The sequence below is a fragment of the Streptomyces sp. G5(2025) genome, assembly GCF_049542075.1.
Classification (GTDB): Bacteria; Actinomycetota; Actinomycetes; order Streptomycetales; family Streptomycetaceae; genus Streptomyces.
Genome location: NZ_JBMUZT010000006.1, coordinates 3,414,506 through 3,426,596, shown reverse-complemented (window position 1 = coordinate 3,426,596; position 12,091 = coordinate 3,414,506). Strand labels below are relative to the sequence as shown.

The window sequence follows — 12,091 nt, the reverse complement described above, 5'->3', positions numbered from 1 at the left end:
CGTACTGAGGAGCCCGCCCATGAGCCTTGTCGTCTCCTCGCCGCTGCGCGGCATCGTCACCGTCACCCTGGACTTCCCCGAGCGCCGCAACGCGCTCTCGGCGGATCTGGTGGCCGCCCTCGCCGAGGTGCTCCACGGCCTCGGCGAGGACCCCGGCGTACGAGCGGTCGTCCTCACCCACACCGGGACGACGTTCTGCGCCGGGGCCGACCTGCGCGAGCCACCGGACCCCCGGGACTTCGTACGGCTGCTGCGGCAGATCGTGGAGCTGCCGAAACCGGTCCTCGCCCGGGTGGACGGGCATGTGCGGGCGGGCGGGCTCGGGCTGCTCGGCGCGTGCGACCTCGCGGTGGCCGGGCCGGGCGCCTCCTTCGCGCTGACGGAGGTCCGTATCGGGGTCGCGCCCGCCGTCATCTCCCTGACGCTGCTGCCCCGCCTCGACCCGAGCGCCGCCGCCCGCCATCACCTCACCGGGGAGCGCTTCGACGCGGCGGAGGCGGCGCGGACCGGCCTCGTCACGACGTACGCCGACGACGTGGACGCGGGCCTCGCGCCGCTGCTCGACGGGCTGCGCAAGGCGGCGCCGGGCGCCCTGGCCGCGACGAAGCGGCTGCTCACGGCTAAGGTGCTCGACGCATTCGACGCACACTCGGACGCCCTGGTCGCCCTGTCCGCGCGGCTCTTCGGTTCCCCGGAGGCACGGGACGGGACGGAGGCGTTCCTCGAACGACGGGAGCCCCCATGGGTGCTGTGACCACCGCCGACCGGGCGCCCAAGCAGGACCGCAGCCGCGCGACGCGGCTGAAGCTCCTGGAGGCCGCCGTGTCGTGCCTCGCCGAGCACGGCTGGGCGGGCTCGACGGTCTCGGTGGTCGCCGAGCGGGCCGGGGTCTCGCGGGGCGCCGCCCAGCACCACTTCCCGACCCGCGAGGACCTCTTCACGGCCGCCGTGGAGTACGTCGCCGAACAGCGCTCCACGGCCCTGCGCGCCCTGCCCGCCCAGGACCCGGCCTCGGTGGTCGCCGCCCTGGTCGACCTCTACACCGGCCCGCTCTTCCGCGCGGCACTCCACCTGTGGGTGGCCGCGTCGAACGAGCCCCAGCTGGGCTCGCGCGTCACGGAACTCGAAGCCCGCGTAGGCCGCGAGACGCACCGCATAGCGGTGGAACTCCTCGACGCCGACGAGTCCCGCCCCGGCGTCCGCGAGACCATCCAGGGCCTGCTGGACATGGCCCGTGGCCTTGGCCTCGCGAACCTGCTGACGGACGACGGGGCGCGCAGGCAGCGGGTGGTGGCGCAGTGGACGGTGCTGGTGACCGGGGCGCTGGACGGAGAGCATTAGCCCCTCCGGCGATCGAGGAGCGGGGTTCGGGGCGGAGCCCCGTGGCACCCGCTCCCGCGGGCCTCAGCGCGCGATGTCCCCGAACCCCTCGATCTCCCGGGGGCCGCGCGACCCCGGGCCCACATACCGCGCCGAGGGGCGGACCAGCCGGCCCGTCCGCTTCTGCTCCAGGATGTGCGCCGACCACCCGGCGGTCCTCGCGCACGTGAACATCGACGTGAACATGTGTGCCGGGACCTCCGCGAAGTCCAGGACGATCGCCGCCCAGAACTCCACGTTCGTGGCGAGGACCCGGTCGGGGCGGCGCGCGTGCAGCTCGTCCAGGGCCGCCTTCTCCAGCGCCTCGGCGACCTCGAAGCGCGGCGCCCCCAGCTCGCGGGCGGTGCGCCGCAGCACCCGCGCGCGCGGGTCCTCGGCCCGGTACACCCGGTGGCCGAAGCCCATCAGCCGCTCGCCCTTGTCCAGCGCCTGCTTCACGTACGCCACCGCGTCACCCGTGCGCTCGATCTCCTCGATCATGCCGAGGACCCGGGACGGCGCCCCGCCGTGCAGCGGCCCCGACATGGCGCCGACGGCGCCGGAGAGCGCCGCCGCCACGTCCGCGCCGGTGGAGGCGATGACGCGGGCGGTGAACGTGGAGGCGTTCATGCCGTGCTCGGCGGCCGACGTCCAGTACGCGTCGACGGCCTGCACGTGCTTGGGGTCGGGTTCGCCGCGCCACCGCTTCATGAACCGCTCGACGACGGTGTCGGCCTTGTCGATCTCCCGCTGCGGCACCATCGGCAGGCCCTGGCCGCGCGCCGACTGGGCGACGTAGGACAGGGCCATGACGGCGGCGCGCGCCAGGTCGTCGCGGGCCTGCCGCTCGTCGATGTCCAGGAGGGGGCGCAGGCCCCACACGGGGGCGAGCATGGCGAGCGCGGACTGCACGTCGACGCGGATGTCCCCGGAGTGCACCGGGATGGGGAACGGCTCGGCGGGCGGCAGGCCGGGGTTGAAGGCGCCGTCGACGAGCAGGCCCCACACGTTCCCGAAGGAGACGTGGCCGACCAGGTCCTCGATGTCGACGCCGCGGTAACGAAGCGCGCCGCCTTCCTTGTCCGGTTCGGCGATCTCCGTCTCGAACGCGACGACTCCTTCAAGTCCGGGTACGAAGTCGGACATCAGGCGGCTCCTCGTGATGGGTTCGACAGGATGGTGGGTGAGAGATGGGTTGCGATCAGCTCATGACCATGCGTCAAAAATGGGCGGTTACGATCCGGTTCCGCGGTCGAGTACGCCAGTATCCGGCGCGTTCGTCGACTCGCGGTCCGAAACGGTCATCCCGGTGATGCCCCGCGCGGCGGGTGGTCACCCCACCGGTTGCGGCAGCAGGACGATATCCGTTGGTGCCACCTTTGGCGATGGAATGCGGCACTCAGTGCCAGACGTCACCTCCTCGCGGCACCGTACGCCCCCTGCCCGGGGGGGCCCGCGAGCCGCACCTTGTATACGGCAAGATGACCGTGTGACCGACTCCAGTGCCTCACTCCCCGAACCGATTCCCGAACCGATTCCCGGACCGGCCGGCATGCGTGAGCAGTACGTCACCGAGGGGCTCGCGGAGGCCGACGTGGCCGCCGGGCCCATGGAACAGTTCGCGGCCTGGTTCAAGGAGGCGGTACGCGACACGGACGCCGTCCACGAGCCGAACGCGATGGTCGTCTCCACGGCCGACGCCGAGGGCAGGCCCAGCTCCCGCACGGTGCTCCTGAAGGGCTTCGACGAGCGCGGCTTCGTCTTCTTCACCAACTACGACTCCCGCAAGGCCCGCGAGCTCGCCGCCAACCCGCACGTCTCGCTGCTCTTCCCCTGGCACCCCATGGCCCGCCAGGTCATCGTCTCCGGCAGCGCGGCGCGCGTCGCGCGCGAGGAGACGGTCGCCTACTTCCGCACCCGCCCGCACGGCTCCCAGCTCGGCGCCTGGGCCAGCGCCCAGTCGTCCGTCCTGGCCTCACGGGACGAACTGGACCGCGCGTACGCGGACTTGGCGGCGCGCTATCCCGAGGGCGAGCAGGTCCCCGTGCCGCCGAACTGGGGCGGTTTCCGGGTGACCCCACGGGAGGTGGAGTTCTGGCAGGGCCGCAGGGACCGCCTGCACGACCGCCTGCGGTACGTACGCGGCGCGGGCGGCCAGGGGTGGCGGGTGGAGCGCCTCAGCCCGTGAGGACGCCGTCCAGGAATGGTTCGACGGCCGCGCGCCAGGCCTCCGGCCGGTCGTAGTGCACGAGGTGACCGGCGTCGGCCACCTCGGCGTACTGCCCGCGGGGCAGCACGCGGACCATCTCCTGGGACTCGGCCCGGCCCAGCTCGCCGTCGAGGCCGCGGACGACGAGCGCGGGGCAGCGGACCTGGATCAGCTCCTCCCAGTGCGCGTCGTGCACCCACGTCTCGCGGGACCTCAGCATCTGCGCGGGGTCGAACACCGGCCGCCAGCCGTCCGGGCCCTCCGCCATCACCTCGGCGAAGAACGCGCCCCGCGAGGGGTTGGGGCGCTCCACCCAGGGGTCGTCCTCGCCGAACCACTTCCGCACGTCGGCGAGGGTCGCGAACGGCATCGGCCAGGACTTGAACCAGTCCTCCCACTCGCGCTGCGAGGCCGCGCCCAGCGCGGACGCCCGCATGTCGCAGATGACCAGGCCCCGGACGAGGTCGGGCCGGCGGGCGGCCAGCTGCCAGGCGGTGAGCGCGCCCATGGAGTGGCCGATGAGCACGGCGGGCGCGAGGCCGAGCTGCACCAGGGCGGCCTCGGCGTCGGCCACGTAGGCCTCGCGGGTGTAGGGGCCCTCGGGCAGCTTCTCGCTCTGGCCGTGGCCGCGCTGGTCGAGGGCGATCGCGCGGTGCCGCTCGGAGAGCCAGCGGGCGGTGCCCGCCCAGTGGGAGGCCCGGCCCATCAGGCCGTGCAGCAACAGCACCCCGCCCGGTGCGCCCTCGGCCTCCCTCGGCTTGGGCGGGTCGGCGAACTCCCAGGCGGCGAGGCGTACGCCACCCGCGCCCGTCACGTCGATGCGCCGCACCATGATTCCTGGCACCCCCCTTGATTCCACTCGGGATCCACGACTGGTCCTGCCTCACACCCCCGCACGCCATCGAACTCCCTTTCGAAAGCGGGCGGTTCGCGGGTAACACCCCTCGTTCGGGTGACCACGCTCAAGGATTGACAGGCGTGGCCTAGGGGAGATCTTCATCGGGAGGCGGGCCGCTCGGGGACACGGGCCCGCGGGGGACGACCCTGAGAGCTCGGGGCTCCGGGTCGACACAGGGGAGGGCAGGCCCCGGCGCCTCAGGGCGCCGGGGCCCTCACGTACCAGCTCACCAGACGGGCACATCCTCCCGCCCCCTCTCCGGCCGCACCGCGAGACCGCCGGCGGTGCGGCGCCGACACGGTCAAGAGCCCTCAGGTCATATGCCTCTCGCGACAGCCTCGCACGCGAAACGCTCCCGCGCTGCGATTCCGCACACTGAATCTTGTACTCCGCAAGAACTCGTGGAGATCGCGGAGGCCCGTCAACTTCCCCTCACGTGACGGAAGTTGACCCAGGCCGCCCAGTGGCCTCAGCGCTTGGCGACGAAGACGTGCGAGGCGATCTCCGAGGACAGCTCCGCGGCCTCGCCGCTGCTGCCCACGAGCACGCCGCCCGGCGACTCCGTCACGCTCACCACCGAGCCCGGCTGCACCCCGGCCCGCCGCAGCGTGTACATCAGCTGGGCGTCCGTCTGGATCGGCTCGCCGATGCGGCGCACGACGACCGTCTTGCCCTCCGCCCCGGGGTCGAGCTCCGTGAGGGAGACCATCCCCTCGTCCAGGAACGGGTCCGCGCCGTCCTTCTCGCCCAGCTCCTCCAGGCCCGGGATCGGGTTGCCGTACGGCGACTCGGTGGGGTGGCGCAGGAGCTCCAGGACGCGGCGCTCCACGGCCTCGCTCATCACGTGCTCCCAGCGGCACGCCTCGGCGTGGACCTGCTCCCATTCGAGCCCGATCACGTCGACGAGCAGGCACTCCGCCAGGCGGTGCTTGCGCATCACACGGGTGGCCAGGCGGCGGCCCTCCTCGGTGAGCTCCAGGTGGCGGTCGCTGGCGACCGCCACCAGGCCGTCGCGCTCCATGCGCGCCACGGTCTGGCTCACCGTCGGTCCGCTCTGGTCCAGCCGCTCGGCGATCCGGGCGCGCATGGGGACCACACCTTCCTCCTCCAGTTCGAGGATGGTGCGCAAATACATCTCAGTGGTGTCAATCAGCCCCGACATGGGTGCCCCTCAGAATTCGCTCGTGCGCTGGCCCTGCCCTCAATTCTGACGCATACCACCGACAACCGTGCCGCGCCGTGGGAAAACCGGCCCCCAGGCGTCCGGAGACCCTGTTGACAGGGCACTGGTCCAGACCGCAACGTGATGCGAATGAGCGCCAAGAGCGAGAGCAAGCTCGCCGGTCAGTATTTCGACGCCGCGATCGGCCTGCTCCAGCGGGTCCGCGACGAGGAGTCCGGGAACATCGCGGAGGCCGGCGCCCTGCTCGCGGACGCGGCCGCGTCCGGCGGCCGCCTGTTCGCCTTCGGCGCCGGGCACTCCTCGCTCGCCGCGCAGGACGTCGTCTACCGCGCGGGCGGCCTCGCCCTGATGAACCTCCTCGCCGTCCCCGGTGTCGTCGGCGTCGACGTGATGCCCGCGACGCTCGGCTCCGCCCTGGAGCGTGTCGACGGCCTCGCGGGCGCCGTCCTCGACTCCTCGCCGGCCCGCTCCGGCGACGTCCTCGTGATCGTCTCGCTCTCCGGGCGGAACTCCCTGCCGGTGGAGATGGCGATGAACGCCCGCGCGCTGGGCCTCAAGGTCGTCGGCGTCACCTCGGTGGCGTACGCGACCGGGACCAGGTCGCGGCACGCCTCCGGGAGCTTCCTCAAGGACCACTGCGATGTCGTGGTCGACTCCAAGATCGCGGTGGGGGACGCGGAGCTGTCCCTCGACGGGGTCGACGCGCCGTTCGGCCCCGCGTCCAGCGTCGTGACGAACGCGCTGATGCAGGCCATGGTCGCCGCCGCCGTGGAGGAGCTGGCCGCGCGGGGCATCCAGCCGCCGCTGCTCCGGTCCGGAAACGTGGACGGGGGCCATGACTGGAACGGGCGAATCCTTGAGGAGTACGGGGAGCGGATCTTCTACCGGCACTGAAGGCGCCCTAGGACCTGTCGTCCGAGGGGAACCGCACCCGGACGGTGAGCCCGCCCCCCGCGTTCGCCTCCGCCGCGACCTCCGCGCCGTGCGCCCGCGCGATCGCCGCCACGATGGACAGCCCGAGCCCCGCTCCCTCGCCCCGTGCGTGCGTACGTTCGTTCAGGCGCCGGAAGGGCTCGAAGAGGCGCGGGACCGTCTCCGGCGGGACCTCGGGGCCCGTGTTGGAGACCTCCAGCCCGCCGCCCCGGGTGACCAGTACGCTCACCCGGCCCCCCGGCACGTTGTAGCGGACCGCGTTCGCCACCAGGTTGTGCGTGAGACGGTCGAGCAGGACGCCGTCACCCTCCACCGCCAGCGGTTCGGCCCGCACCGACACGGTGACGTCCCGCCGGGCCGCCTCGCCGGCGAGACCGTCCGCCACCGCGTGCGCCAGGACGTCGAGCGCGACGGGCTCACGCCGCTCCAGCCCCTGTTCCGACGCGGCGAGCAGCAGCAGCCCCTCGATGAGGTGCTCGCTGTCGTCGGCGACGGAGATCAGCTTCGAACGGATCTTCGCCACCCGCCGCGCGTCCGGCTCGCCCGCGAGCCCGATCTCGGCCGCCGCCCGTTGCACGGCCAGCGGGGTGCGCAGCTCGTGCGCCGCGTTGGCCGCGAACCGCTGCTGCGCGCCGACCAGCCGCTCCATGCGGTCCAGCATCTCGTCGAACGTGTCGGCCAGCCGCTTCAGCTCGCCCGGCGGGGCGTCCAGGGCGATCCGCTCGTGCAGATTGGCCCCGGACAGGCGGCGCGCGGTCCCGGTGATCACGGCGACCGGGCGCAGCACCCGGCCCGCCATCCACCAGGCGAGCGCGATCGACAGGACGGCGTACACGGCGAAGACGATCGCGGACACCGTCAGGAGGCGGCTGAGAGCCGCCTCCCCCGCGAGGTCGCCGATCTCCTTCGTGACGGCGAGGCCCCGGTCGATGTCCGCCGGCACTCCCTCCATCCGCCGGGCGGGCGTGGCCGAGGCCGTCGGCGCCGGGACGGCGCTCCACGGCGGGAGGGGCCCCCGGGGCACGGCCGTGGTCACCGCCGTACTGATCGACCTGTCCAGGCCCTGTTGTACGAGCAGATACACGAGCCCGGTCAGCAGCGCCCCGGCCAGCACCAGCAGACCCCCGTACAGGGTGGTCAGCCGGGCCCGCTCGCTGCCCATCCGCGCCCGCAGGGGCGCCCGCCGGGTCACAGCGAGCGCCCCGCGATCCGGTAGCCGGCCCCGGGGACCGTCTCGACCACCGGCGGCTCGCCCAGCTTCGCCCGGAGCTTGGAGAGGGTCACGCGCACGGCGTTGGTGCGGTAACTGGTGTCCTCCTCCCAGACCTGTTCGATCAGGTCGTCGCCGCTGACGACCGCGCCGTCCGCCCGCAGCAGCGCCTCAAGGACCGCGAACTCCTTGCGGGACAAGGAGAGATGACGGCCGTCGCGGCTGGCCTGGCGGCGGGCGGTGTCCAGGACGAGGCCCGCGCGTTCGAGGACCGGGGGCAGCGCGGGGCGGGCACGGCGGCCGAGCGCCAGGACGCGGGCGAGCAGTTCGTCGTACGCGAAGGGCTTGGTGAGGTAGTCGTCCGCGCCGAGGCCCAGACCGGCCACGCGGTCACGCACCGTGCCCGCCGCCGTCAGCATCAGGACGCGCGTGAGCAGCCGCTGCTCGACGACGCGGCGGCACACCTCGTCACCGTGCAGGCCCGGCAGATCACGGTCGAGGATCATGACGTCGTACTCCCCGAGCTGGAGTTTCCGCAGCGCGGTCAGGCCGTCGGGCGCGACGTCGACGGCGAGCGCGTCGCGCCGCAGCCCGTCGGCGATCATCTCGGCCAGGAATTCCTCGTCCTCCACCAGCAGTACGCGCATGGGGCCCTGTGTACCGGAGAGTGACCTTTCGCCGGTGTAAGCGTCCCCGTTGAGAGAAATGAAACCCCGCTTCCCCTGAGCCTGAGCACGTCAACGCCAGAGTCACGAACCAGCGTCATGAAGGGGTAGCAGCCATGAGGACCAGGCCGATCAGGTCACGTACGCGCTCGGCGGTCATCGCCTCAGGAATCGCCGCGCTCGCACTCTTCGCCGGAGCGTGCTCTTCCGATTCCGGGTCCGGGCCGACGAACAGCGGCGGCGGGGGAAAGGGCGCCGCCGCCGACAAGGCGTTCAAGGAGCGCGAGTGCCTGCGCGAGCAGGGCCTCAAGGTGCCCGAGCCCAAGCCCGGCCAGGACAGCCGCGGCATCACCATCGGCGGCGACATGAGCCAGGAGCAGATGCAGGCCGCCATCAAGAAGTGCGGCATGGGCGGCGGCTCCAAGGGCGGCGGCGTCTCGCAGACCGACAAGGACAAGATGCTCAAGTACGCGCGGTGCATGCGCGACAACGGCTTCAACATGCCCGACCCGAAGTTCGACGGCGGCGCGCTACAGGCCCAGCCCATGCCCAAGGGCGCCGAGGCCAAGAAGATGGAGAAGGCGGCCAAGGCGTGCAAGGGCATCGTCGAATGAGGCGCCGCACCGCGGTCGTCGCGACCGTCGTCGCCCTCCTCGCGGTCACCGGCGGCGGCATAGCCGTCACCGCCCTCGCCGACGCGGGCGGCGGCAAGGACTCCACGGCGCGCGACGCCGGCCTGCCGCCCGCCACCGCGCCCGTCGAACGCGGCGACCTCAGCAGCGGCACCCAGGTCGACGGCACCCTCGGCTACGCCAAGGAGCGCAAGGTCAACGCGGGTACGACAGGAACCCTCACGTGGCGCGCCGGCACCGGCTCCACCATCCGGCGCGACGGACGCCTGTACGAGGTGAACGGCGCCCCCGTCCGCCTCATGTACGGCACCGAGCCCATGTACCGCACGCTGAAGCCGGGCGCCGAGGGCAACGACGTACGGCAGTTGGAGGAGAACCTGGTGGCGCTCGGATACGGCACCGGGCTCGCCGTCGACGACACGTACACGGCGGGCACGGCCAACGCCGTGAAGCGCTGGCAGAAGGCCCATGACCGCAAGCAGACGGGCCGCGTCGGCCCCGAGCAGATCTCCTTCCAGCCGTCGGCACTCCGCGTGAAGTCCGCCGGGTCGGCCGTCGGCGACCAGGTCGCGCCGGGCAGGCCGGTACTGTCGACGACCGGCTCCCAGCGGGTCGTACGCGTCCTGCTCGACGTCGCCGAGGGGAAGCTGGCGAAGAAGGGCGCGAAGGTCACCGTCACGCTCCCCGACGGCACGACGGCGGTCGGGAAGGTGGCGGCGGTCGGCAAGACCGCCGGGCCCGGCGACGACCCGTCCGACAAGACGCCCAAGATCCCCGTGACGGTCACCTTCGACACCCCGGGGAAGGTCGGCGGCTTCGACCAGTCCCCGGTCACCGTCGACCTCACCGGCGAGCACCGCGAGAACGTCCTGTCCGTCCCCGTCAACGCCCTCCTCGCCCTGCCCGGCGGCGGCTTCGGCGTCCAGGTCGTCGAGGGCGGCCTGGCGCGGGAGGTCGAGGTCGAACTCGGCATGTTCGGACAGGGCCGGGTCGAGGTGCGCGGCGGCGGGCTGCGGGCCGGGATGAAGGTCGGGGTGCCGAAGGTATGAGCACCACACAACAGGTGCCGGCTGTCGTGGAGTTGCGGGGCGTCACCAAGGAGTACGCGGGTGGGGTCGCCGCTCTGCGCGGGGTCGACCTGAGCGTCACCGCCGGTGAACTCCTCGGCATCGTCGGTCCTTCCGGCTCCGGGAAGTCCACGCTGCTGCACATCGTCGGCACCCTCGACCGGCCCACCGCGGGCTCCGTCGCCATCGCCGGGCACGACATCGCCGCGCTCGCCGACCGCAGCCTGTCCGCGCTGCGCGCCCGGCACATCGGCTTCGTCTTCCAGGCGTTCCATCTCGTCCCCGGCATGAGCGCCCGCGACAACGTCGCCGAGGGGCTGCTGTACTGCGGGCTCTCCCGCGCCGAGCGGCGCCGCAGGGCCGCGTACGCCCTGGAGCGCGTCGGTCTCGCCGACCGCATGAAGCACCGCCCGCACGAACTGTCCGGCGGGCAGAAACAGCGCGTCGCCATCGCCCGCGCGGTCGTCGGCGAACCCGACCTGCTGCTCGCCGACGAACCCACCGGCGCCCTCGACTCCGCGTCGGGCGACGCCGTCATGGCCCTGCTGCACGACCTCAACGCGCAGGGCGCGACCATCGCCGTCATCACCCACGACACGGAGATCGCCGAACGGCTGCCGCGGCAGGTGCGGATCAGGGACGGGCGGGTCGTCGCGGACACGCGGGGCCGCCGGGCGGGGGCGGCGGTATGAGGGCGCGCGACATGAGGCCCGGCGAGAAACTCAAGGCGGCGCGGCTCGGTCTCCGTGACGTCCTGCACGTCGGCTCCGCCGGGCCGCGCGCCCGCCCCGTGCGGGTCGTGCTGTCCGCGCTCGGCATCGCCATCGGCATCGCGACGATGGTCGCCGTGGTCGGCATCTCCTCCTCCAGCCAGGCCCACCTGCTGCGGGAGCTGGACAAGCTGGGCACGAACCTGCTGGTGGCCTCGCCGGGCGAGGCGATGTTCGCCGGGGAGAAGGTGACGCTGCCGCGCGACGCGGCGGGCCGCGTGGCGCGGGTCGACGGCGTCGAGGACGTGGGCGCGACGGGAGACCTCGAACACACGGTCCGGCGCAGCGAGAAGATCCCCGAGGACGAGACCGGCGGGATCGCCGTGAAGGCCGCGTCGGAAGGGCTGCTGAAGGTGGTGCGGGGGCGCGTGGCGCACGGCAGCTGGTTCAACGCGGCGAACAGCCGCTACCCGTCGGTGGTCCTCGGCCATGTGGCGGCCCGGCGGCTGGGCATCACCTCACCCGGCCAACAGGTGTGGCTGGACGACCGCTACTTCACGGTCATCGGCGTCCTCGGCCCGCTGCCGCTCGCACCGGACGTCGAACGCTCAGCGCTCACCGGCTGGGACGCCTCGAAGAAGCTGCTCGGCTTCGACGGGCGGCCGACGTCGGTGTACGAACGTTCCACCGACGCCGCTGTCGAGCGGGTCCGGGGGCTCCTCGCCCCCACCATCGACCCGCAGAACCCGCGCAACGTCCAGGTCACCGACCCGTCGTCGGCGCTCCGGGCGAAGACGGCGACGGAAGGAGCGTTCTCCACGCTGCTGCTGGGACTGGGCGGGATCGCACTCCTGGTGGGCGGCGTCGGAGTCGCCAACACAATGATCATCTCGGTCCTGGAGCGCCGCCACGAGATAGGCCTGCGCCGCTCACTGGGCGCGACGCGGGGCCAGATCCGCGTCCAGTTCGTGACGGAGTCCCTGCTGCTGTCGGGCCTCGGCGGCGTGGCGGGCGTGGCGCTCGGCGCGGCGGCGACGGCGGCGTACGCGGCATCCGGCGACCTGCCGTGGGTGGTCCCCCCTGGTCCATGGCAGGCGGCTTCGCGGCGACGCTGGCCATCGGCACGGTGGCGGGCCTCTACCCGGCGGTCCGGGCGGCGCGACTGTCTCCGACGCTGGCGTTGCAGGCGGGGTAATGGGGAGGGGCGTGGCGGGGGCGCCCTGCG

Annotated in this window: 12 protein-coding genes and 1 pseudogene; 8 read left to right on the top strand and 5 right to left on the bottom strand. The window is 73.0% G+C overall.

The genetic code is table 11. The annotated features are described in order from the left end of the window. The first annotated feature begins 19 nt into the window (after positions 1-19). Both ACOBQB_RS26270 and ACOBQB_RS26265 read left to right on the top strand, forming a co-directional pair. On the top strand, positions 20-754 hold the full coding sequence (locus tag ACOBQB_RS26270) for an enoyl-CoA hydratase family protein (protein ID WP_423594851.1): 735 nt from the start codon (positions 20-22) through the stop codon (positions 752-754). Continuing rightward, positions 742-1,341, top strand: coding sequence for a TetR/AcrR family transcriptional regulator (locus tag ACOBQB_RS26265; protein ID WP_423594849.1), 600 nt, complete (start codon positions 742-744; stop codon positions 1,339-1,341). The genes ACOBQB_RS26270 and ACOBQB_RS26265 overlap by 13 nt, the downstream gene beginning before the upstream one ends. Before the next feature lie 63 nt (positions 1,342-1,404). Here ACOBQB_RS26265 and ACOBQB_RS26260 read toward each other — a convergent pair whose 3' ends face one another. After that, positions 1,405-2,505 (bottom strand): citrate synthase 2, encoded by a 1,101-nt coding sequence (locus ACOBQB_RS26260; protein WP_423594847.1) that lies wholly within the window; start codon positions 2,503-2,505, stop codon positions 1,405-1,407. A 325-nt stretch (positions 2,506-2,830) separates the two neighbouring features. On the opposite strand from ACOBQB_RS26260, the gene pdxH reads away from it, so the two are divergent. Next, positions 2,831-3,547: a pyridoxamine 5'-phosphate oxidase gene (pdxH, locus tag ACOBQB_RS26255; protein ID WP_423598768.1), complete on the top strand. Its 717-nt coding sequence runs from the start codon at positions 2,831-2,833 to the stop codon at positions 3,545-3,547. On the opposite strand, the gene ACOBQB_RS26250 is transcribed toward pdxH, so the two are convergent. Together ACOBQB_RS26250 and ACOBQB_RS26245 are read right to left on the bottom strand one after the other, a co-directional pair. Then, entirely contained in the window at positions 3,537-4,400 is an 864-nt protein-coding gene (locus ACOBQB_RS26250; protein ID WP_423594845.1) for an alpha/beta fold hydrolase, read from the bottom strand. The genes pdxH and ACOBQB_RS26250 overlap by 11 nt on opposite strands. 535 nt (positions 4,401-4,935) lie before the next feature. Further along, positions 4,936-5,628, bottom strand: a complete 693-nt coding sequence (locus tag ACOBQB_RS26245) for a metal-dependent transcriptional regulator (protein ID WP_223775271.1) — start codon at positions 5,626-5,628, stop codon at positions 4,936-4,938. Between the two features lie 150 nt (positions 5,629-5,778). Here ACOBQB_RS26245 and ACOBQB_RS26240 point away from each other — a divergent pair, with 150 nt between their 5' ends. After that, positions 5,779-6,543, top strand: coding sequence for an SIS domain-containing protein (locus ACOBQB_RS26240; RefSeq protein ID WP_423594843.1), 765 nt, complete (start codon positions 5,779-5,781; stop codon positions 6,541-6,543). Positions 6,544-6,550: 7 nt separating this feature from the next. On the opposite strand, the gene ACOBQB_RS26235 is transcribed toward ACOBQB_RS26240, so the two are convergent. Both ACOBQB_RS26235 and ACOBQB_RS26230 read right to left on the bottom strand, forming a co-directional pair. Continuing rightward, a complete protein-coding gene (locus ACOBQB_RS26235; RefSeq protein WP_423598766.1) occupies positions 6,551-7,744 on the bottom strand; it encodes a sensor histidine kinase in 1,194 nt (397 codons plus the stop codon). Positions 7,745-7,770: 26 nt separating this feature from the next. Beyond that, positions 7,771-8,439, bottom strand: a complete 669-nt coding sequence (locus ACOBQB_RS26230; RefSeq protein ID WP_423594841.1) for a response regulator transcription factor — start codon at positions 8,437-8,439, stop codon at positions 7,771-7,773. Between the two features lie 134 nt (positions 8,440-8,573). On the opposite strand from ACOBQB_RS26230, the gene ACOBQB_RS26225 reads away from it, so the two are divergent. The 4 genes and pseudogenes from ACOBQB_RS26225 to ACOBQB_RS26210 all read left to right on the top strand — a co-directional run bounded on the left by ACOBQB_RS26225 (position 8,574) and on the right by ACOBQB_RS26210 (position 12,061). After that, positions 8,574-9,071, top strand: a complete 498-nt coding sequence (locus tag ACOBQB_RS26225) for a hypothetical protein (RefSeq protein ID WP_423594839.1) — start codon at positions 8,574-8,576, stop codon at positions 9,069-9,071. After that, on the top strand, positions 9,068-10,138 hold the full coding sequence (locus ACOBQB_RS26220; protein ID WP_423594837.1) for a peptidoglycan-binding protein: 1,071 nt from the start codon (positions 9,068-9,070) through the stop codon (positions 10,136-10,138). Before ACOBQB_RS26225 ends, ACOBQB_RS26220 begins: the two co-directional genes overlap by 4 nt. After that, a complete protein-coding gene (locus ACOBQB_RS26215) occupies positions 10,135-10,848 on the top strand; it encodes an ABC transporter ATP-binding protein (protein WP_423594835.1) in 714 nt (237 codons plus the stop codon). Before ACOBQB_RS26220 ends, ACOBQB_RS26215 begins: the two co-directional genes overlap by 4 nt. Continuing rightward, positions 10,845-12,061, top strand: a pseudogene (locus ACOBQB_RS26210) (ABC transporter permease). Before ACOBQB_RS26215 ends, ACOBQB_RS26210 begins: the two are co-directional and overlap by 4 nt. The last annotated feature ends 30 nt before the right edge of the window (positions 12,062-12,091 follow it).

What these genes read in the sequence shown, in the direction of transcription:
- ACOBQB_RS26270 (WP_423594851.1), top strand. Translation starts at nt 20, where the DNA reads ATGAGCCTTGTCGTCTCCTCGCCGCTGCGCGGCATCGTCACCGTCACC.
- ACOBQB_RS26265 (WP_423594849.1), top strand. Translation starts at nt 742, where the DNA reads ATGGGTGCTGTGACCACCGCCGACCGGGCGCCCAAGCAGGACCGCAGC.
- ACOBQB_RS26260 (WP_423594847.1), bottom strand. Translation starts at nt 2,505, where the DNA reads ATGTCCGACTTCGTACCCGGACTTGAAGGAGTCGTCGCGTTCGAGACG.
- ACOBQB_RS26250 (WP_423594845.1), bottom strand. Translation starts at nt 4,400, where the DNA reads ATGGTGCGGCGCATCGACGTGACGGGCGCGGGTGGCGTACGCCTCGCC.
- ACOBQB_RS26245 (WP_223775271.1), bottom strand. Translation starts at nt 5,628, where the DNA reads ATGTCGGGGCTGATTGACACCACTGAGATGTATTTGCGCACCATCCTC.
- ACOBQB_RS26240 (WP_423594843.1), top strand. Translation starts at nt 5,779, where the DNA reads ATGAGCGCCAAGAGCGAGAGCAAGCTCGCCGGTCAGTATTTCGACGCC.
- ACOBQB_RS26235 (WP_423598766.1), bottom strand. Translation starts at nt 7,744, where the DNA reads ATGGGCAGCGAGCGGGCCCGGCTGACCACCCTGTACGGGGGTCTGCTG.
- ACOBQB_RS26230 (WP_423594841.1), bottom strand. Translation starts at nt 8,439, where the DNA reads ATGCGCGTACTGCTGGTGGAGGACGAGGAATTCCTGGCCGAGATGATC.
- ACOBQB_RS26225 (WP_423594839.1), top strand. Translation starts at nt 8,574, where the DNA reads ATGAGGACCAGGCCGATCAGGTCACGTACGCGCTCGGCGGTCATCGCC.
- ACOBQB_RS26220 (WP_423594837.1), top strand. Translation starts at nt 9,068, where the DNA reads ATGAGGCGCCGCACCGCGGTCGTCGCGACCGTCGTCGCCCTCCTCGCG.
- ACOBQB_RS26215 (WP_423594835.1), top strand. Translation starts at nt 10,135, where the DNA reads ATGAGCACCACACAACAGGTGCCGGCTGTCGTGGAGTTGCGGGGCGTC.